The sequence below is a fragment of the Nitrospira marina genome, from assembly GCF_059568365.1.
In genome coordinates this window covers 1,955,146-1,976,208 of sequence record NZ_JCANTH010000001.1, presented here as the reverse complement: position 1 = coordinate 1,976,208, position 21,063 = coordinate 1,955,146, and the positions used below count along the sequence as shown (strand labels likewise).

Here is a 21,063-nt window from a genome sequence, read left to right as displayed (position 1 = left end):
GCCTCACTGGCATCGGCCCAAGGCCATCGCTAGTAAAGGTTCTCTATCTTTAAATCACACTCCGCGATGTATGGAGGTCAGGCCCGCTTCCGGTGGATCACATAATTCAGATCTCCTACTCTGAACCAACGGTATCCGTACGATTCAAGTGCCATTTTATGGATGCCGGAAGAAGGACTGCGACTTTCTTCCTCTGCTAGAAGATTGACTAACCGATCTCCACCCTCCACGCCGGGACGAATCCGGACTTCTTGGGGTTTTTCATCAAAATTATGCAGCACCACCAGGGAATTTCCCCGCCAATCATATCGCATGCCCAGCACTTTCGAAGAACCTGTATGAAGGATTTTCCACGAGCCCCAGCCGATTTCCGGACATTCCTTGCGGACACGGATCATCCGTGCTGTCCAATTCAGTAAGGAACCGGGATCCCGTCGTTGCGCTTCAACATTAATCTGCTTGTAACTATAAATACCGGATTCAATGACAGGAAGAATCGTGTGTTCAGCTGTGGAAAACCCAGCCTGGGCCTCGTCCGACCATTGCATAGGCGTGCGCACAGCCGCACGTTCTTTTAAGGTCAAATCATCGCCCATGCCAATCTCATCTCCGTATCGGATCACGGGCGTGCCGGGTAGAGAAAAGAGCAAGCTATTGGCCAATTCGATATGCCGTCGGTCCCCCAGCATGGGCGCTAAACGTCGCCGGATACCACGATCGTACAGTTGCATGCGTTTTTCAGGTCCGAATCTCGCATACACTTTTTCTCGTTGTTCCGGAGTCAGCCGCCCTAAATCGAGTTCGTCATGATTGCGGAGAAACTGACCCCATTGTGCGGTGGGCGGAAGATCTTGCGTGGCTTTCAGCGCATGAACAAGAGGGGCAATATCCGATGTCGCCAACGCAAAAAACAGGTGTTGGTTTACGAAGAAATTGAACATCATGTGGATGCCCTCAGCATTCTCCCCGAAATATTTCCGATTCTGCTTGGGCAAAACATTGGCTTCACCCAGCAGGATGGCATCCCCACAGCGCCACTGCAGAAAATTCCGCATCTCAGTGAGGTATTCGTACCGCATCACCGGTTTCTTTTTTCCGGGGGCCGGTGTTTCAATGATGAACGGCACCGCGTCAACACGAAATCCCGCCACGCCTAATTCCAACCAATATCCCATAATCCGCCTGATCTCCGTACGCACTTCTGGATTGCCCATATTCAAATCGGGCTGAAAATCATAAAAACGATGAAAGTAGTATTCATGGACCTTCTTCTCATAGGTCCAAGTTCCCTTTTGGACACCGGGGAAAACCATGCCTTGATTCCAGTCCGACGGAAGCTTTTTTGACCATACATACCAGTCGAAATAGGAGGAGTTCGTATTCTTACACGCATGCTGAAACCACCGATGTTGTTTCGATGTGTGATTCACCACAAGGTCCATGATGACCTTGATTCCCCGTTTTTGCGCCTGGTGCATAAACTCCACAAAGTCGCCGCTCGATCCATGACGAGGATCTACACCATAATAATCCGAGATGTCGTACCCATTGTCCCGGTTTGGTGAAGGTTGAAACGGGGAGAGCCAAATCGTCCCGATTCCTAAGGCATGCAAATAGTCCAGCCTTCTCGTCAGGCCCTCAAAGTCCCCTACCCCATCCCCGTCGGTGTCCATAAACGTTTCGAGGTCGAGACTATAGATCACATTATTTTTATACCAAAGATCTTCAATCACGGTACCGGATGTGTCCTCCTAGCCTCTCTGATTCCATCAACTTACCACCCACATTCAAGGCTGTGGAAATTTCATTAAACCCACAAAGAATAAAATATTGACGATTTAACCACTTCCAGCCTCGTGGAACAATGCCTGAAGAGGAAATGGAAAGAATCATTTTCGATGACTGAAAGCCAATGACATGAAATGCCATTCACTTAATTTGAAAACTCTTAAAAATTCTGGCTAAAAATCTGAAGATGCATTCGCATCCGCCTTACTATATAGCCAGTTCTTCCTCAGTTATTTTACATGGAGAATGCACACGAGCATTCCCTTTATGGAGTTCCCCATAAGTAGCCTTCGCGTGGGAAACCTTGCCGATCTCAGTAGGGATTAAGTCCACTCGAGCGTAGCTCTATTTCATTGTGGGTCAGTTACCCTCAAGATGTCTGGGCCAGAGGCTGTTAATGGATTTGCTAAACCGCCGATACCAGAAAACAAAAAAAGCCGCTTATACAGCGGCTTTTCGTCTCATCATTATACTGTATCGGATGTCTTGGGATTTTGAAGTGGTGGGGGCACGGCTACCGAAAAGTCTGAGTAACTGTATGATGTTAAAACGTATTTGCAATTGATCGTTTAAATGTTACCCCCATAGTTGCCCCCATACTTAGAATCCAACGTCATAAGTTGACAGGGTTTACCTTCCTGGTTGGATCTTTAATCTACACTAATTTTGAAATGGCATTTTCCCAGCCCCGGCATTCCTTGCTCCCATCTCATATCGTTTGGCCATAACCAACAACATCGACAATCATAGCCTCGAAGACTCGAATTAATTCGGTGTGATCTGAAACAATTTTCAAATCCGAAGTCTCAACTGATCCCCCTACGACCAAGAATGATTAGGCAAGATAGAGAATGACCATATCCCAGTCAATGAAGACAAAACTGTTCTTTCAGGTGTGATGAAGTGCGATTGCAATAGATTCAAAACGGACCAAAGCCGGGAGTAGATTTCCCTTTTCCAAAAGAGGGCGGCGAGAAATTAGGAGGGGGGGTCATACATCTGACCTGCCCCCATTCTTTGGCCAGTTGGGATGTTAGGTTTTTCGGATAAATGCTCCCTCAAAAACAGCCGCGGGCACTTGGTAGGCGAGCGCACTGTGTGGCCGTTCGTAATTATACCGGCGTCGCCAATCCTCGATCACGACCCTGGCCTCTGGCAAGCTCTGAAAGAGTTCGGCATCGAGGCATTCACGACGCAATGTGCCGTTGAAACTTTCGTTACTGCCATTCTGCCAGGGTTTGCCGGGTTCGATCCGACTCGGGATAATCTCCTGGTCGTTCAAAAAGGTTGTGAGGTGCTGGTCAATGAATTCGGGGCCGTTATCACTCCCGATATACCGTGGACGTCCAAAGCGAGCAATTAACCGCTGCAACACGGTGATGACCTGTCGATGAGTCAATGAACGGGCCACTTCAATCGCCAAACAAAATCGTGCGGCTTCATCTTTGACCGTCAGACACCGAAAGGGTTCGCCCTGGGCATAGGTATCGTGGACAAAATCCCAACTCCAGACATCATGTTGGGTCTTCGCTCTTGGCTGGACAGTGCATCCCGTGCGAAACTTTCTGCGGCGCTTCCGCCTCGGAAGGCCCAGCCCCTGTTGTTGCCACACTCGATGAATTCGTTTGAGATTCACCGACCAGCCACGACCTTGGAGAAAGCTTCCGGCTAACCGATACCCCCACTGCGGATAGCGTGTGATCACTCCGCGCAGAGCTTGGGCCAGTCGGACATCCCGTCGCACTTTGCGCGACCGATAGTTCAGCCCAGAGCGTGGCGTCGAACAGAGCCACGCAGCTCGTCGCGTCCGAAGCCCACAGGCACAAGCCACCTTGGCCAGTTGCCGTCGTGCGTGTGGGGTTACCACTTTTTTGCCTGCAATTCCTTCATCACTTCCACTTCCAGGTCCCGTTCAGCCAGAACCTTTTTCAGCCGCATATTCTCCTGCCGCAGGTGTCGCAACTCGCGGACATCGGCCACCTCCATCTGCCCAAACTGCCGCTTCCACCGATAAATGGATTGGGCTGAGACGCCATGGTGCCGGGCCGCTTGCTCAATCGTGCTCGCTTCCGCATCTCGGAGGATGCGCACAATTTGTTCTTCCGTGAATCGCGTCTTCTTCATGTTGGTCCTCCTCAGGTTGAGGAAAACCTAACATAACGCTGGTCCAAAATTCGGGGAGCACTCCACATCCTTTATAGCGTCCTCCCTCTGGATGAGAAAAGTGATTAAGGCTGGGGCTAGTGGACGATTTTGGAACTTTTCAGATGGCTAGACCCGGACCAGAGTTCTTTGCATTCCTTGCAGCATAGGGTAGAAGAATTTAAAAATCACCAATAATATTCTCTGGTTATGAATGGGGTGAGTGGCTGAACAATCATCGAACTTTCCTTGCACAAAATTCGGAATTCCCTGGGTGGGATATAATCCATGTTTAAATTAACATAGACACAAACTCTTCAAAGAAAATTTCCCATCAGGATAAATGGCGCCCAGTAGTAGGGATGAGCATATTTAGCGGCAGGATCTACGGGGAAAGTTTGGCTCCCGTTTGCCCCCCCAGATCCTGGTGCACGGAGTGAGGTATCTGCAACCAATTCTTGGTCCAGTGACTCGCCTCGAATAAACATCTCCTGCACGCGCCGTAGCGCCTCGGTTTTGGTTAGTTTTTCTTCTTGTCGCAATTGATAGAACCACTGCATAAACTGTCCCGTGCTCCGATCCGCCACAGACCACAGGGTCGCCATGACGGCTTTGGCGCCACGCCTTTGCGCTAAGGCCCCTAATCCCTCCACCTCTCGTCCATCTTGGCCCGCTCCACCCACGCCCGTCTCACACGCCGAAAGCGTCAATAAATCCACTTGGCCCAAGGGATAGGCCATGCCTTTAAACTCCGACAATGTGAGCTTCTCTCCTCCCCCCACCAGGAAGTAGGAGTCCACATCTGTTCCCCCGCCAAAGTGAAAGTGACTGGCCAGATGCACCACAGGATAGCCCCGCCGCAAATTTCCACTGAATTGTTCTTTCGTAAAAGCTTGATCAAGATTCGTGATTCCCGGTAACACGCCGCGCAAGTCATCATCCCGAGCTTCTTTGACGATCCCATCCAATTCCTCAGGGACCGCGGGAAGAGCGGAAAAGTTCCCACTTCCCTGACTCACCCCCATTCCGGCCACACGCCACTCGTCCAAGGGGCGATCTTTCAGCTTATCTTTCGCCGCAGGGGTATAGAGCACCACTCCATACTTTTCTGCGACATAACGGGTCCCATCATGGAGGGCTGAGAGTGGCAAATAGCGTAAGGCTCCATCCAGATAAACCAGCAGTGTTTTGGCTTCAAATTTATTCAGGTCCTCGGCAACCCTCCCAAAGAGTAGGTTGTACAGGTCTTGCGCCTGGGGTAACGGATCCATATGTGGGTTTTCCATGGTTTTCCGAAAAGCGAGAATCTGACGATTCAGATTCACTTCCTCAATTGGGCTATCCCGATGGAAAGGCACCTGAGAAATCACACCGCTTGTCACAATCACTCGTAGCCGATCTTTAGTGGAGAAATAATGCAGCGCCACCGTCCCCGGGCCCAAGGTAGCCAGGGTCGATTGTAACGCTTCCAGATTCTTCAATTCGGCTTCAGGAAACTCCCGCTCTTGCTCACGCGGTGCCTCCTTAAACGCCACTTCCAGGTCCCGCAAAAACACCTCAAAGGCCTGACGGACGTGATTGAGATCGGCCTCGATCTGCTGAAATTCTGTCTGCTCATTAAAATTAAGATCCCGCTGTTGTTGATGTTGCAGAAGTTCGCCATAGCGTCTCCCAAGTGTCACAATAAGGGGTTGCAGAGCCTGATAGCGTGCCACATATTCTCGTTCATGCGGAGTAAGCGCCAGTTGTGTGAGTAGTCCTGTATCCTCCCCCTGTCGTCGAATGAAGTCAAAATATTCTTCCTCCTTCAACATGGCCAACACTTGCTGTGCTTCCCAAAGGCGCCCCTCATCAATGAGCAGATCTGCCAGTTGTTCATAAACAAAGCGTTTGCTTTCCGCAAATAACTGTTGAAGCGATTGTTCCAATCTGGTAAGTCGCCCCCGCATACTCTGTAAAGTATTGACCGCTTGCTTGCCAAAGTAGATAGCAGCTGGAACAGTTTTTTGAAGAACATAAACTTCCTGAAGCCCTTTCATCACTCGCCAGCGCGTTTCTATGTCATCGACCTCATCCACCGCCGCCAGTGCCAACTTGAAATATTCGCGGGATTCAGAAGACTTCCCGAGACGTAAGTATACTATAGCGATACCCAAGAGAGCTTTCCCCTCACTAACTCGATCACCCTGGGCCCGATGAATAGCTAGCCCCCTTTCAAAATTTTCTCGTGCACTGGCATACTGGGTGAGTTTTGTATGGACCACTCCCAGGTTAATTAAGTCTTTTCCCTCAGAAGAACGGTCCCTCAATTCCCGATCAAGGGCCAACGCCTGCTCGAAATACTCCAACGCTTGGCCATAGTCACCCACCATTCGCTCTACAACTCCCAAATTGTTTAAATTCTTTGCCACATCTTTCTTTTTTTGCAGCTGCTGATGTAGTTTGAGAGCCTCTTTTTGATACTCGCGTGCAGTGGCATAGTCCCCAAGGGCTCTGGCCACAAGACCAAGGTTCGTTAAAATTTTGGCCTCCCCCTCCCGGTCATTTACCTCCCGATTAATGGTCAGGGCTTCCGTCTGGTACTTTTGGGCACTGGCATATTCACCATTTCTCCATGCTTCGACCCCGAGGTTAGTGAGATATCTCGCCCGAGAAAGATCCCGGGTCTCTTCAGGAATTGGCATTTGTGAAACAGGCGAAAAATCCAAGGAGCGTTTATCAATGGCAGGCTGTTCTAATTCCTGCTTTTCACCGGACAATAAGTCTCGCATCCCTTCCCGATCACCAGGTGAATCTCCCTTTGCTATTGGGTAAAAATCTCCTCTTCCATCGTAGATAGGGACATTGCTAATAGGCGAAAAATCATCCGCTGCTCTTTGTGAAGCGGGACCAAAGTCTCCTACAGGTCTTTGTTCAGCTGGACCAAAATCTTGTACCTTTTTGTGGCTGCAAGCGAAGCCTGGGCCAAGCAAAAAAGCCCACAAAATGAAGAAAACCATCCGGAATTTTCTCTGACTCATAACTTATCCCTCCATATAGGGAAGGTATACTTTCCGAATTAGATAAGGCTGTGAATAATTTCTTTTCAATAAGCGGTCTCGAACTACATTCTTGAACCCAACTTGTAAATCACTCTGACTATTTACAAAATTTTCGAGAATACGGTGCAGCGTGGCATCAAGCATGTTGAGAACTTCCTTTTCTAACACCTAAACATTCAAGTTCCCAGGAATGAACCCCAATCTCAAATTCAAATGCTAGAGAAAATTTCCCATGAGGATGAAGGGGGCCCAGTAATAGGGATGGGCGTATGGTGCGGCGAGATCCATGTTGAAAGGCTGCCCCCCATTCGTCACTCCTGAACCTGGTGCACGGGTTGAGGTATATTCACCCGATTCTTGGTTTAGTGTCTCGCCTCGAATAAACATCTCCTGCACTCGGCGCAGGGCTTCGGCTTTGGTCAATTTTTCCGTTTCCCGTAATTGATAAAACCATTGCATGAATTGCCCTGTGCTCCGGTCCGCCACAGACCACAAGGTGGCGATCACCGCTTTGGCTCCTTGATTCTGGGCCAGCACGCCAAATCCCTCTACCTCCCGACCATCCCTTTTTTCCCCTTCCGCCTGGCTTTCCTTAGTTGAAGCGCTCCCGATCCCCGTTTCACAGGCGGACAACGTCAGCAGGTCCACGTGCGTCATGGGGTAGTGACCCTCTTGCAGTTCGGCTAAGGTCAGGTGCTTGCCTTCCCCCAACACCAGAAACGAATCCACATCCGAACCGGGATGAAAGTGAAAATGACTGGCCAAATGGATGACAGGATAAGGGGCGGTCTCATTCTGTAAGACCGTTTGCAGTTGTTGAGCGGAGAATTGTGTATTGAGAAACATGCGGCCCGGCAAAGCACCGTAAACATCCTGGGCATTGCCTTCATCTTTAATAATGCCATCCAATTCTTCCTCTACCGCCGGTAAGGGGTCGAACCCCTGGGCCCCGTGACTCACCCCTAACCCGGCCGCCCGCCAGTGGGCCACGGGATGGGTTCGGATTTCCGCCTTGGCTGCCGTGGTATACATGACGACGCCATAGCGTTCCGCCACATAGTGCTCCCCATCATAAAGGGCCGCCAGCGGGAGATAACGCATCACCCCATCCAAATACACCAACAGGGTCTTAGCCTTTAGCTCTTGCAGATCATGTTCGAGGGGGCCCAAGATGGCCTGGTAGAGCGCTTGTCCTTTGGCCCTGGGATCGAGCTGTGGATTTTGTAAGATCTCCCGATACTCGAAAATGAGTTTATTCAGATCGCCACGTGTAATTGGGCTTTCCCGGGGAATGGGCGGCACCGCGGCATTGGCCGTGGTCAGGATGATACGCAGTTGGTCTTCCATCGGAAGGAAATGAATGAGCACGGTGTCCTGCCCTAACCGCTGGAGGGTTCCCTGGAAGGCCTTGAGACTCTTGAGATCTTTTTCCCCGAAGGCCACAGCGGCTGTCCCCCCGAGTTGTGAAAAGGCCACTTGCAAGTCTTGGAAATATTGACTAAAGGCTTGCCGGGCGATTCGAAGATCCTCATCTAAGGCCGTGAATCGGGCTGCCTCCTCGGGAGTTAATGATCCAACCTCATTTTTCTTTTTGAGAGTTTGATACTTTTGGCCTAAAGACACCAGCCGATATCGAATTTCTTGATATCGCTCATCCCACTGGCGTTCTGTCTGGCTCATGACCGCTTGCTGATCACGCGGATCGGCCTCCCCCCGTCGGCGGATGAAGTCGAAGTATTCGTCCTCTTTGAGCATGACCAGCACTTGTTGCGCTTCCCACAGCCGGCCAGCCTCAATGAGCAGATCAGCCACCTCGCGATAGACAAAGTATTTGTCCATCAGAAAGGACTGTTGCAGGGAGGGCTCTAACGCCATTAGGTGGGTGCGCATGGCCTGAATCGTATTGACCGCTTGCTTGCCATAGAAGATGGCGGCGGACATCTGCTCCAAATCCGCATGGGTCACCTGCAACCCTTTTAGCACCCGCCAATAGATTTCTGGCATGCCCACTTCCACCCCAATTAGCAGTGCCTGCTCGAAATAATGCCGGGCCATCTCATATTGCCCTAGACTGGAAGACACAGCGCCGAGGCCCGTTAAGGCATGTGCTTCCGTCCCTCTGTCGCCTAGCCCTCGGGCCAGCGCGAGGGCTTGCTCATGTTTCTGCCGGGCTGCCTCATCCTGACCCAAACGCTGTGACAGGGTGCCTAACATGGTAAGCCGCGCCGCCTTTGAAGCTAGATCGTGCGACTTTCTGGCCAGAACCTGCTCATGAGCCTGGGCCTGCTCAAGATATCGTCCAGCTTCCTCGTACTGACCCAAAGCCTGGAAGATAAAGCCGAGATTGACGAACATGGATACTTCTAGCTCTGGATGGCTTGACTTTTTGGCAAGCGCAAGCGCTTTTTTATAATAATGTCCCGCTTCTTCATACTGTCCCAACAACTGGTACACAACGCCTAGGCCACTCAGCGCCTGGGATTGCTCAAAATGGCGTCCTGCCTTTTGAGCAAGCGCCAGTTCATTTTCATAATAGCGTCTCGCTTCCTCATACTGGCCCAAGGCCATGGACACCGTGGCTAAGTTGCCCAATGCCCACATTTCCATACCTTGGTCCTCCAGACCCAATACCTGCTCAAGATAGGGTATCGCTTCCTCATACCGCCCAATGCGCATTGACACCCAGGATAAATTGTACAGCGCCCTCGCCGCCATTCTTCGATCGTTAAGATCTCGTGCCATCGTCAATGCTTGCGCAGCATAGCGTTCCGCGTCAGCGTAATGAGCAAAAATTCCCGACACCATGCTAAGGTTCAATAAAAACCAAAGCTTAAATGGGAGGTTCCCCTGCACAGTGGCCACGTGGAGGCCTTCTTCCCAATCTTGCAAAGCCTCAGGGTAATCGGAACGTTCAAAGGCGATCTCACCTTCCGTTGCAAGTTCTTTAATAGATGGGGAACAAGCCGTCAGTAACCCCAAGGCTAGGCACAATGACCCCATCATTTTCCCCCAACTTCTCTGCACTAAACTCAAGAAACCTGAAAAGCTGGATGGTTTAAAATTCTTATGGTCCTTCCATTTGACCCATGAGATCATGAATAACTCCCTCAACAGTGAAACATGAGGCTATTGGGTTAGAATTGTTCGTAACTGCGATGAAAGATCTTGTTTTCGGAGTGCACTGTTGGCCCGTTCGTAGGGTTCTCCGCCTCGCTGGGTTTGCACTATGGCATCCAGCGCGCGTTGCACGTCTTCATTGACGGTATAGTGATAGAGAATTTCGGTTTCATAGGAGGACACAGCCTCTAGATCAGATCCCCGCGTTTCACCAAACAGGGCCTGGTAGTCGTTCCGAATCGTGTCCGGATTCGTTCCAGGAGCGTAGAGGGAAGAGAACAAGGGCAACTCTGGGAGTTCACCCATAGAGGCCTCCGTCGGTTCCACATCGCGAGTCTCTCCAAGAGGTTTTTCCAACATCGTCGCCACATCTAGCATCCCCGGCCCATAATTTTCATCCCATTGCGTCCCCTGACAAGAAGTCCCCTTCGGGTTTTTTGCAGGATCAGCACTCGGGCGCCAGGAACTCTTTTTTAAGATCCGACGAAATGTCTTGGTGACCAGCCCTTTGGCTTGAAGATCTTTCAATTCGGGATTATCCCGATGCCACGCTAACCAAAGAGCAGCCGATCCCGAAGTGTTGCCAGTGGCAAAGGTCGTCCCCTTCCCCATACCATTGATGTCATCATGTTGCTCATTGAGGGTGGCCCGCCATACGGATTCTCCCGGGGCGCTGATGTCCACGGCCGCTCCATTCGAGGAATGCTTCCAGTGTTGACAGCGCACATTATGCGCGGCCACCGCAATCGTGGATTCAAAGCGCGCTGGCCACACAACGGTCCGCACGTAGTTGCCTGCAGCGGCAACCATTAAAATCCCCTTGGCCTCTGCGGCTTTCACCGCTTTCCACATGCTGTAAGTGGGGGGACCGCCCATAGCAATTGAGATGAGCTTCGGGTCTCCGGAGACTTTTCCATCGGCCACATCTTGAATCGCCTGGGTCAAATTAGCGGTTTTAAATTGAGCGACCGTGCGATGGACGCGCAACGGAATTATTTGAGCACCGCGGGCAATTCCATTGACGCACTTGTCTGCACCAGACAATTGGCAACCTGGGGGGCTGACAATAACGCTGCCACTTGCCGTCCCATGAGCAGGATTGTCCAGTATTCGATCGCTGAGCAAGGGGTCTTCAGGATTGCCATTGCCTTCATAGTAGTTATACCCCTTCGCCACATCGATGGGCCGGTGGCCATTGGTTTCTGCCCAGATCTCCGGATGCATTCGATACCCAGTATCGGGATGCGCGATCAAAATGGCTTCCGCTTCCGAGCCTTCGGGCGCTTGGTATTTTTCTCGAATTTTTTGCCAGGCTTCCGCTACCCGAATCTGTTTTAAGCTCCATTGATCATCTTGTTCTGCCAGGGGATCATGGCGGTCTTCCTCCCCGCTACTTCGTTTGTCGATACCGCGTTCGGTTTCCAAATCCGGCATGGGCACTTCCAAATTGGGTTCAACTCGTTGGGCACCCAATTGTTTTTGAATGGCATACGCCCGGTCAAAGGCTTGGCCAATCGATAACACTTCCTCCCCCCCGCGGGTGACCTGACAGGGCAGAGCCTCAAATACGGTGCCATTTTTTGCCATGGGGCTAAGGTTCAAACAGGATTCTGAGGAGTCCGTTGGTCCTTCTTTGCTTCGCGTATCCTCCAAATTTCTTTTGAGAGTGTCCGCGGTTTGCGGTTGGGTAAACGTGGCCGAATAGCCGGCCACCTTGACCGTCGGCCGCGTAATCGTAAACCCTCTTTGTACAGTGACCCACGAGTCGGGGTCGGGACGCTTGTCATATCCCCCTGGGGCCCGGGTCCCATGCGTGGCAAAGGCTAAAAAGCGTTCGAGCGGACTTTGATCACTTCTCGTATCCGGGAGAGGAGCGGATCGAAGCTTGCCTCTGGGAAACAGGGCCGGGTTGATCGGTTTATTGGTGGCGATCACTTTAAGAACATCCACCACATTCGATGTGGGGTGATCTGTGGGGACGACAAAATCCTGTGTCTTCACCAACCGTTGCCCGGGAGGCAGAGCCTCTTGCTGTCCGGAGACGGGCGGGTACAGCAAATACACCGCACCATCGCTCGAGACATCTAAAATATAAATGTATAAGGGAACCGTGGCCTTATTGGTGACCTTGTACATCAGGTAGGTTCCCGAAATCACTTCTTGGGGCGTGGGAGATCCCTGTGGGTCCTCTCTGCGTTGCACCTGAAACTCAATGGGAAATTTGGGATTGGGATTTTTCAATTCTAAGACCGTCAACCAATGGACAACATCTTTCACCTGCTGAATGACGGTGTCAGCAAACCCTTGGCTGGTCACCTGCACCGGGGGCGCCAAAAGTTCTAAATCGCCACTTCGTAAGATCACTTTTCCTTTTTTTTCCTGGAGGATGAGTTGCGCGTCAATTTCCTGTTGGACCAACTGAAGCGCTTCCATGGAAGCCAGACCATCCCGCACTGGTTTCAAGGTGGAGGACGATTGATCATCGATATAGAGGGGAATTGCGGTTGATCCAAAATGAATAGCCTCGATCACCGCTTTGGATCCGAGAGGGATGGCCTGTTCGCCTCCCACTACTTCGGCTTTGGCCGAAAAATCCTCAACCTCAAAAACTTTAACGGTGGTAAGCGGCGTGGTTTTATCAAAGTCGACGGTTTTGGGTGAATACACCTCTAGGGTCGAGCCTTTTCGAAACCCATAGACCGTTCCCCCCTCGAGCTGCACTTTTCCTTCCCCCAAGGGATTCGCCAGCACATAGGGACGTGTATTGATTTGGTCCGTTCCGAACACCACTTGATTGGTTCCCAGTCCCTCGAGTTGAGGTGCTTGGGTAGGAAATTTCATGGTGACGTCTCGTTTTACCTCATCCATTAAGCTCTCATAGGTGGTCGTGTCCCCTGCGGCTTGTAACGCCTCAGCCAGAAACCAGGTCAACACACCATGCCGCCGGTCATTGAAGACCGATTCGTTCGACAGTTGGGTCGATAAGCAGCCGGATATCAGGACGTAATTGGACCCATTCAATCGAAAGTCCGCGTCCCCTTCTCCCACTGCTCGTGAGCTCCGAGCATAGGCCGGAGCAGGGGGAGGAATCCGATCATCAGGATCAATTTCCCTTACCGTTGTGCCCCCACGGGCCGCGGCTCCTGAATGGCAACTGTCAAGAATCACCGTCACATGTTTTGTCTTCTGGGTCAGCTGTGCCAGTAGGCCATTGATATCGTCGTCACTAATATCGAACACTCCTTCTGTCCGACTATCATGGGGGACAATGGTTTCATCCAGGCCATCTATTTCGTCTCCGTCGGTATCCTTCATTTGTGATCCGTGTCCGCTGTAATGGAGGATCACCACCTCATCCGGCTGGGATTTGGCGATCAAATGTGTCTGAATGGCCTCAACGATTCCCGCATGCGTCGCTTGTTCATTTTTTAAAACGGTGACATTTTCGGCTGGCACATTAAATTTTCCTACTAAAATATTGCGCATAAGTTCCACATCATTTACACATCCACGTAGATCAGAAATACGATCAGATTTGTAATTATCAATACCGATTAACAGAGCCCGCTTACTTTGTTGGGCCGAAGCATCGGAGGTCACTACAATGAAGAGGAATAAACCAAGTGCAGCCGTAAAACTATGAAGGGATGGAGAAGGAAGGGTATCCATTTCATAAGCCCTCCTTGGCAAGGGGTGAGAAACGCAGGATCTATTCTAGCTGGGGAAAATCCCATTTTTTATTTTTGAGTCATAAAGAATTTCCCATCAGAATAAAAGGCGCCCAAAAATAGGGATGGGCGTAGTAACTATTGGGAGGCAAGATTAAATTTTCCATGCCTTTATTTCCTGGAGCTCTTGACTCATTTATACTAAGTAATTCACCAAAATCTTTTTCTCGAATGAACATCTCCTGTGCACGTTTAAGAGCGTGGCTTTTTGTTAACTTTTCCTCCTGCAGAATTTTATAAAATAATTGCATAAAAATCCCTGTACTATGATCAGCAACTTCCCATAAAGTGGCTAACACAGACTTTGCCCCCCGCTCTTGAGCCAGGGCGCCCAAACCCTCTATTGTTTGCCCATCTATCGTAGGACCACTTATACCTGTTTCACATGCAGATAGTGTGAGTAATTCGACATTATAGAGAGGATACTCAGTCCCCCTTAATTCGGAAAGAGTAAGCCTATCTCCGCCACCTAGCAGAAAGTAGGATTCACTTTCCGTCCCACCACCATAACGAAAATGACTTGCAAGATGGACTACATTAAATCCGTTTCGCAAGGCATTACTCAATTGTTTTTTGGTAAAATATTGATCAAGATGTAGAATCCCCGGCAAGACTCCTCGCACGTCATCCGCTCGATTCTCTTTTACAATTCCATCCAATTCATCAGGCACAGCTGGCAAAGCAGCAAAGCTCCCACTTGGCAAACTGACGCCCAACCCGGCGACTTTCAATTCCACAAATGGTCCCCTACCTAATCTATCTTTGACTGCAGGAGTATAAAGAACTATTGCATATTGTTCGGCCAAGTAATTATTCCCATCATGAAGAGCAGAAAGAGGTAAATAACGTAAGGCTCCTTCTAAATAAACTAAAATCGTTTTGGTGTTTAGCTCTTTAAGATCTTCAGCAATACCACTAAAAATTATGCTGTAAAGTTCTTGACTTGCAATCAATGGATCCAAATGCGGATTTTGCAATATTTGCCGAAAAGCGTAAATCCTTTGATTTAAATCGCGCTCTCCTATCTGTGTTTCATGATAAAATGGAACCTGCGAAGCATCACTACTCGTAACAATCACGATCAGTCGTTCTTTCGTTGACAGAAAATATAGTGCAACCGTCCCCTCGCCCAAAGACCTCAGAGTGGATTTAAATGACTCTTGGCTTTTAAGTTCTTTTATAGTAAGTTCCCGTTGTTGTTCCCTAGTTGTCTGTTGAAATTCGACCTCCAGTTTTTTAAGAAACTCATCGAAGTTTTGACTTGCATTATTCAAATCAGTTTGAATTCTTTCTAGCTCTGACTGTTCAGCAGTAGTGAGTGAACGCTTTTGGCGAAGTTGAAGAAGCTCTTCATATTTGTGCCCCAACCATACTATTCTAGGTCGAAGAGCTTGGAATTGGTCAATCGAATTACGCTCCTGAGTTGTCATAGACACTTGAGTTTCAAGTCTCACCTCCTTAATCTGACGTTGCAAGAAATCGAATAATTCTTCTTCTTTCTGAATATCTAAGATCTGCTGTGCCTCCCATAGGCGACCTTCATCAATAAGGGAAGTGGCTAAAGCCTCATAAACATAATATTTATCTTTGATGAACGAACGTTGGATTTTTTCGCCAAAATTTATGAGCTCCCCTCTCATATTTTGAATATCATTAACCGCTTCCTTTCCCCAAAATATTGCAATCGGCCTCTGTGAAAGTTTCGCATATGTTTGCTGCAATCCATCCAATACCTTCCATCGCTCACCTTTCAAGCCTAATTCTTCATCTATCAATAACGCATCCTTAAAACTACGTAAAGCATCTTGGTATTTTTTTGCTTCAAAGAAAAGAACTCCAGAATTATAGAATAAAGTCCCTAAACAAGTTCGATATTTTAGCTCTGTACAAATAGATTTGGCTTCATCATAAAATTGTTTTGCCTCCTCTGAATTAGATGCCACTAATCCTAGATTAAGAAGCGCACTTGCTATACTTTTCTTGTCCGGAGGATTTCTGTATATCTCCAACGCTTCTTTAAAATGAAGTCTTGCCATGTCTTTATGTCCTAGCTTTCTTTCTGACCTTCCTAAATTTATTAAAGCGGATGCTTTACCCTTTGGGTCCTTTAAGTCCTCTTTAAGAGGTATCGCTAGTAAAAAATAATCGCGTGCTGAGGCATCTAGTCCCACATGCTGTAACAAAATGCCCAAATCTATGAGGACTTTTGCTTTTCCTTTTAAGTCATTTTTTTCTTCAAAAATATTTAAAGCGTTTTTGTAGTGTTTTTCAGCCTCACCAAATTCACCTAGTTTATCTTTCACCACCCCAAGATTAAGCAAAACTTTTCCCTTATGTTCTTCATATTCCAAACGTGCTTCAAATATTAGGAGAGCCTCAGTAAGATATTTTTCTGCCTCTCTGAAGTCTTCTCGTTCAATGGATAAAACCCCAAGATAATTAGAAAAGATTCCAATGTATTTATTATTTTTTCTGGCTTTCGCGAGTTGATAGCCTTCCTTCCATTTCTCATATGCTTGAAGGTAATCAAAATTTTTCCCTGCGGAATCGCCTTCCATTTTTAGTACTTCCAACTCACTATCATTTGCCTCCCCTCCCCATGCGAATAGAGGGAAAACACAGAGAATTGCCACTAAAATTATAAATGTCGGGATCAAATAAAAGGATTTTTCCATACAAAGCTTTGTTTTCCCGAAAGACCGATATGAATACTTTTTATTTTCCATATCTTTTCCTCCTTCATTTTAAAAAATGATTGAAGGAATCTTTTCCTACGGTAAAAAAAATTTTCAATAAAGTAAATAGGACTGATCCGATGCATTTAAAAGGGCAGAACTCAGAACTTAACTTTCTGACTGGATTGCTAAAAAAAGACTCGCTTGAGATGAGAGGTAACCTCAATTTTTGATGAGGTTCCGTCAAATAGTGTGTAAACAGAGTTAGGCGGCCACCTCAGTTTTCGATTGTTTTCCATCCACAAATTCCACTCCGCGATAGACTTCGGCCATCAACTCCGGATATTTCACTCGACGAAAGCTCTGTTCCGCGACCATGAGCAGTTTCCAAATCACGGCGGTAGCATTAGCGACTTTCTTGTACCGTTTGGCCGCATCCGTGCGTAAGCGAACGGCGGCAAACGGCGACTCCACTGGATTCGTCGTCCGCAGATGTTGCCAATGCGAGTGTGGAAATTGATAAAAGGTCGTGAGCCGGTCCCAATCCCGTTCAATACAGGTGGCGGCTTCCATGTGACCCCCTTGTTCACACCACCGCACAAACTGCCCTTTTCGCCGTTCTGCCTCCCGGCAGGTTGGCGCATAGGGAATCTGACAGAGAAGAGTCTTGGCTTCCGGTTGTGCGCGCTTGGGAAGTTTGTCGAGCACATTCAGGCTCTTGTGATTCCAACAGCGCTGTTCCTCGACATCCGGATAGACATTGCGCAGGCCCGCCCAAATCCCCAGATGGCCATCGCCAATTACCAACCGGGGGGTACGTAACCCACGAGCTTTCAGATCCCGTAACACGGCACTCCAGCTGGCGGTGGATTCTCGGTGGCCTGGCACGACAGCAAGGATGACTTTTTGCCCATTGCTCAACGCCGCCAACACCACGAGGAGGGCTGCCTTGTCTTTCTCTAACCCCGCTTTCACATAGAGGCCGTCTCCCCAGAGATAGACGACCTCCAGGTCCTCCAGCGACCGGCTTTGCCAGTTCACGAATTCTGCCTGCCAGTGTGTCTTGAGTCGGGCGATGGTGGAACTCGAGAGCGGCGCGTCTGCGCCTAACAATCCACCAAGAGCCAGATCAAAGTCACCCTGAGCCAGACCGTGCAGATATAACTCGGGCAAGAGATGATCTACAGCAGTGCTTTTTCGCTTGAAGAAGGGGAGTACACGACTGATCAAGCGTTCATCGCACTCGCGGACCCGTGGACGCCGCACCATGATCGTGCCGCAGCCCAAGGTTAACCGCCGTGGTTGGCCATACCCATTCCGGTATCCAGGGGACCCATCGAGGCCCCCACGCCGGACAGATTTCTGTCGGCCAAGCAACTCCGTTACTTCCTCTTCCAAGACGTGTTGAATAAATTGTTGGACATGACCCCGAATCCAGACCTCTAAGGTCTCCCAGGTTGGGCTTGATTCACCAGTCTGCGTTGTGCTCTGCTCCTTCATGGCGGTGCCTCCTTTTGTTAACCGGATTTTCCCGGTGGGTTTGGTCACCCGAGAGGATACACCGCCTCTCTCCTATTTACACATTTTTTGAAGATACCTCTTTTTGATATGTGTTTCGTGATAGATCCTTTTTGCAACCATTTTCCATTTCCAATGAAATCAATCACTCGCATGTTGCAAAATTCTGTTGCAAATAAAACCCTTAAAATAAAGATTTGAACCTCCCTATCGAGATGGGATAATGCTCTTCCGTATTCCCCTATGAAGGATAAAGGGGTCGGTTTTAAATGTGACAACCAGGAAGGGAAAATCCTGGCAAATTGTGACTGGGGATGACCCTGACGGGGGTAACTTTGGGGGCAACAGCTCAACGGAACAAAATAAATCCCTTTTACTCTCAACGAAATGTTACGACGTTTTGGTAGCTAGGGCAGCAATGGATGTGGGCAGGGTACGGGGAGCGGAGAAGAAAGGGCATTTTGCCCAAGCAAGGGGAAGGGATAAATGAGCGCTCCTCAGGGTGCCCACACATCAACTGGCGCATAGGGATTGATGGGCCGCACTGCACTATTGAGACGATTCGGATTCGTCGGGTTTACCGTCACATCACCTTTATACTGTCCGTTCTGGAAAGCCTTCGGTGGAGTCGAGGTATACGGGTTGATAGGACTCTTGGGGCTATAGGGACTTTCGTATTGCCCATATTGGTTGTTCATACTATCCGACGAATAGGGGCTTCCATACTTGCCATAGGGATTCTGTGCGCTGTCGGGGTCGTACTCTGAGCAATTGAGGCAGCCCAAATATTCACCCGCCCACGCACCTCCGCCCAGTAGTACAAATATATAAATCCTCATTAGGGATTGCATCATCGCCCTCCTTTGATTGAAGGATGTAAAGTCCAGATAATTTCCTAATTAGATCTTCGTCTTGCTCTGCGCAGAAAACCGGGAACCAGACTCCGCTCCTTATGTGAGATTACTCCTCTGGTTTTGCCTTCCGTAGTTCCTGCGCGACAGCCTTTGCGATTTTCTCGAAATCTGTCTCCGCTGATCGCATTGGTGATCTCAGCCCCTCAAGAATTTCTTGCTGCCTCCGGTTTGAGACCTCGCCATAACTACAGAACGTGGTTAAGACTTTCTCGTGCCCAAGGTTTTGGCTCCAGGCTTTGAAGGCTTCTGGTGTCTGGCAAACTTTCTCCCCGAGGTGGACGAGGGTATTTCTGAAGCTGTGTGGATTGAAGTAGGGCAACCCTGCGTTGGAAAACGCCTCAGCAAAGATTTTACGAATGGGAGTAGCCGTGCTCCAATGTTCCCGCTTTAACCCTTTGACGGTAAAGTGGTGGGTATTGTCTTGGCTGACATTCGTAGCGGGAAAGAGGGGATCGTCGTGACTCCAGAGTTTTTCTTCCCTCAGATACTTCACCCAGTCGGCCACAATTTGGCGAATCTCGTCACCAACCGGGAAGAAATACGTGCTAAATGTCTTGCTGAACTTGGTCCGTACCTCACGCGCATCCTGAAAAACGCTTCCCCCAACCATATCGACATGCTTCAGTTTCATCGAGGCGATGGCACTATCCCGTGCTCCGGTCAGGAGCGTGAAGGCAATCAGCGCCCGATTCCGTCGTTCGATTTCGGAGTTTGAAGGCATTCCAGAAATGACGTGTTTGATCTGCGCCAGAGTCGGGTAGCGCTTCTCACGCCGTGCGGTCGCAACCCGCGTATCCTTTTCGGACAGGTTGAAATACTCGGCGTCAGAATACCGTAAACGCGACTTATAGCCCGGTTGGCCCGCCAACCATTGAAAGAATCGCTTGAGGTTCGCCAAGGTGGCATGCAGGGTCGCTTTACTTAGCTTTTCTCCTGTCGACCGGCTGTCCTGTTCGGCAAGGCATTTCTTGAAGGCGATGGCTTGTTCGAAATGAAAAGCCTTGAAATCTCGGAACTTCGTATCGGCTTCGAACCTGGCCAGCGCCTTGGCGACGGCATCTATCGTCGCTTCATTATGCCGCTTTGCCTCCTTCAAATACGTGAGATAAGCCCGTTTGATTCGCTCGTTATTTGGATTGTGTTTAGGCATGGTTCAATTCTCCCTGTCTCAAGTCACTGTTTACGGAGGGCTGAGCGCTCTCATCTATGCGTGGCCGTGCTTGCGGCATCGTGATGTCCAAGTTACCTCGAATTTGCTCCAGTTTGGTCGGGTTGACCCGTCGGTACATCATGGACTCGCAGCGAGGGCAGATGCCTATCAGGTTTCCAAGCTTAGGGGTCATTGCCTTGTATTCGGCCATGTCGCCGGCTGGGTTCTGCGGAGTGCGGCAGCGGACACAATAGATTTCGCCTGGCTGACAGGGTCGCTTATTCTTCTTTCGGCGCTCCTGGAGAAAGGCGACAAGGTCCTGGCCAAGGATCAGCAAGGGCCGTCTCCTATCAACTGTTTGAAGCCCCCGCTTGATCCATTCGCGTAGGGTGTTCCGGTGAACGCCAAGTCGGGTGGCGATCTCCTCAACGGTGTAGTTGCGGTGAATCTTGACGAGCCGGTGATTCGGGTGGCGTGTTGGCATCGCTCGCCCTCAACGCAAGGTCATCTGGTAGGTAAAGAATGAGGGTGGCATCAAGCCTCAATCTTGCGGCTTGCCTGAATCCGGTCCTCAAGCCAACCTTGGATCTCTGCTTCAATCCAGCCGACTGCCCTACCACCGAGAGAAACAGGTGCAGGGAAATTGCCCTCCGAAATACGGCTATAGATGGTGCTGCGAGACAGTCCGGTGCGGGCCTTGACCGCGGGGAGTCTTAGGATGTGGTACGTCATCGTTGAGCCTCTCGATGGTGTGGAGTCATAGCCTTTAAGGGGTCTATCGAGTCGGTTTGTGGGAAGTTTTCATTGGGGGCGGTGGAACACACGTCCACCGTCCCGATTTCAAATTGACTCGAAATGTTTCAGGATCGCCGCAGTAGGGGCATGAGCCTGTGGCCCACCCTTCTGGGTCAGGATGGCTGAGGTCAGGGACAAGTTTTTTGAAGAGTGATGCGTAGGGATAGTAGTGTGGGTCCATTTCCATAGGTGGTA

At 49.6% G+C, this 21,063-nt stretch carries 12 protein-coding genes; all 12 read right to left on the bottom strand.

Annotated features, from left to right (window positions below; genetic code table 11):
- Positions 1-77 precede the first annotated feature (77 nt).
- The 12 genes from LX98_RS08060 to LX98_RS08005 all read right to left on the bottom strand — a co-directional run bounded on the left by LX98_RS08060 (position 78) and on the right by LX98_RS08005 (position 20,805).
- Entirely contained in the window at positions 78-1,733 is a 1,656-nt protein-coding gene (locus LX98_RS08060) for an alpha-amylase family glycosyl hydrolase (protein ID WP_496428415.1), read from the bottom strand.
- A 1,088-nt stretch (positions 1,734-2,821) separates the two neighbouring features.
- Entirely contained in the window at positions 2,822-3,655 is an 834-nt protein-coding gene (locus LX98_RS08055) for an IS3 family transposase (RefSeq protein WP_496428414.1), read from the bottom strand.
- Positions 3,649-3,912 carry a transposase gene (locus tag LX98_RS08050; RefSeq protein ID WP_496428413.1) on the bottom strand — a complete coding sequence of 88 codons (264 nt, stop codon included), beginning with the start codon at positions 3,910-3,912 and terminating at the stop codon, positions 3,649-3,651. Before LX98_RS08050 ends, LX98_RS08055 begins: the two co-directional genes overlap by 7 nt.
- A 335-nt stretch (positions 3,913-4,247) precedes the next feature.
- Positions 4,248-6,701 (bottom strand): CHAT domain-containing protein, encoded by a 2,454-nt coding sequence (locus tag LX98_RS08045; RefSeq protein ID WP_496428412.1) that lies wholly within the window; start codon positions 6,699-6,701, stop codon positions 4,248-4,250.
- A gap of 486 nt (positions 6,702-7,187) precedes the next feature.
- Entirely contained in the window at positions 7,188-9,974 is a 2,787-nt protein-coding gene (locus LX98_RS08040) for a CHAT domain-containing protein (protein WP_496428411.1), read from the bottom strand.
- A gap of 123 nt (positions 9,975-10,097) precedes the next feature.
- Positions 10,098-13,757: a caspase family protein gene (locus tag LX98_RS08035; RefSeq protein WP_496428410.1), complete on the bottom strand. Its 3,660-nt coding sequence runs from the start codon at positions 13,755-13,757 to the stop codon at positions 10,098-10,100.
- Positions 13,758-13,836: 79 nt separating this feature from the next.
- Positions 13,837-16,542: a CHAT domain-containing protein gene (locus tag LX98_RS08030; RefSeq protein ID WP_496428409.1), complete on the bottom strand. Its 2,706-nt coding sequence runs from the start codon at positions 16,540-16,542 to the stop codon at positions 13,837-13,839.
- Positions 16,543-16,755: 213 nt separating this feature from the next.
- Positions 16,756-17,991: an IS256 family transposase gene (locus LX98_RS08025; RefSeq protein WP_496428408.1), complete on the bottom strand. Its 1,236-nt coding sequence runs from the start codon at positions 17,989-17,991 to the stop codon at positions 16,756-16,758.
- A 515-nt stretch (positions 17,992-18,506) separates the two neighbouring features.
- A complete protein-coding gene (locus LX98_RS08020) occupies positions 18,507-18,863 on the bottom strand; it encodes a hypothetical protein (protein ID WP_496428407.1) in 357 nt (118 codons plus the stop codon).
- A gap of 106 nt (positions 18,864-18,969) precedes the next feature.
- Positions 18,970-20,073 carry a tyrosine-type recombinase/integrase gene (locus LX98_RS08015; protein ID WP_496428406.1) on the bottom strand — a complete coding sequence of 368 codons (1,104 nt, stop codon included), beginning with the start codon at positions 20,071-20,073 and terminating at the stop codon, positions 18,970-18,972.
- On the bottom strand, positions 20,066-20,557 hold the full coding sequence (locus LX98_RS08010; RefSeq protein WP_496428405.1) for a helix-turn-helix domain-containing protein: 492 nt from the start codon (positions 20,555-20,557) through the stop codon (positions 20,066-20,068). The genes LX98_RS08015 and LX98_RS08010 overlap by 8 nt, the downstream gene beginning before the upstream one ends.
- A gap of 50 nt (positions 20,558-20,607) precedes the next feature.
- On the bottom strand, positions 20,608-20,805 hold the full coding sequence (locus LX98_RS08005; RefSeq protein ID WP_496428404.1) for an AlpA family phage regulatory protein: 198 nt from the start codon (positions 20,803-20,805) through the stop codon (positions 20,608-20,610).
- Positions 20,806-21,063 lie beyond the last annotated feature (258 nt).

Excerpts from the sequence above, each read along its gene's own strand:
- LX98_RS08050 (WP_496428413.1), bottom strand. The coding sequence starts at position 3,912 with ATGAAGAAGACGCGATTCACGGAAGAACAAATTGTGCGCATCCTCCGA.
- LX98_RS08045 (WP_496428412.1), bottom strand. The coding sequence starts at position 6,701 with ATGCGAGACTTATTGTCCGGTGAAAAGCAGGAATTAGAACAGCCTGCC.
- LX98_RS08040 (WP_496428411.1), bottom strand. The coding sequence starts at position 9,974 with ATGATGGGGTCATTGTGCCTAGCCTTGGGGTTACTGACGGCTTGTTCC.
- LX98_RS08035 (WP_496428410.1), bottom strand. The coding sequence starts at position 13,757 with ATGGATACCCTTCCTTCTCCATCCCTTCATAGTTTTACGGCTGCACTT.
- LX98_RS08030 (WP_496428409.1), bottom strand. The coding sequence starts at position 16,542 with ATGGAAAATAAAAAGTATTCATATCGGTCTTTCGGGAAAACAAAGCTT.
- LX98_RS08025 (WP_496428408.1), bottom strand. The coding sequence starts at position 17,991 with ATGAAGGAGCAGAGCACAACGCAGACTGGTGAATCAAGCCCAACCTGG.
- LX98_RS08020 (WP_496428407.1), bottom strand. The coding sequence starts at position 18,863 with ATGATGCAATCCCTAATGAGGATTTATATATTTGTACTACTGGGCGGA.
- LX98_RS08015 (WP_496428406.1), bottom strand. The coding sequence starts at position 20,073 with ATGCCTAAACACAATCCAAATAACGAGCGAATCAAACGGGCTTATCTC.
- LX98_RS08010 (WP_496428405.1), bottom strand. The coding sequence starts at position 20,557 with ATGCCAACACGCCACCCGAATCACCGGCTCGTCAAGATTCACCGCAAC.
- LX98_RS08005 (WP_496428404.1), bottom strand. The coding sequence starts at position 20,805 with ATGACGTACCACATCCTAAGACTCCCCGCGGTCAAGGCCCGCACCGGA.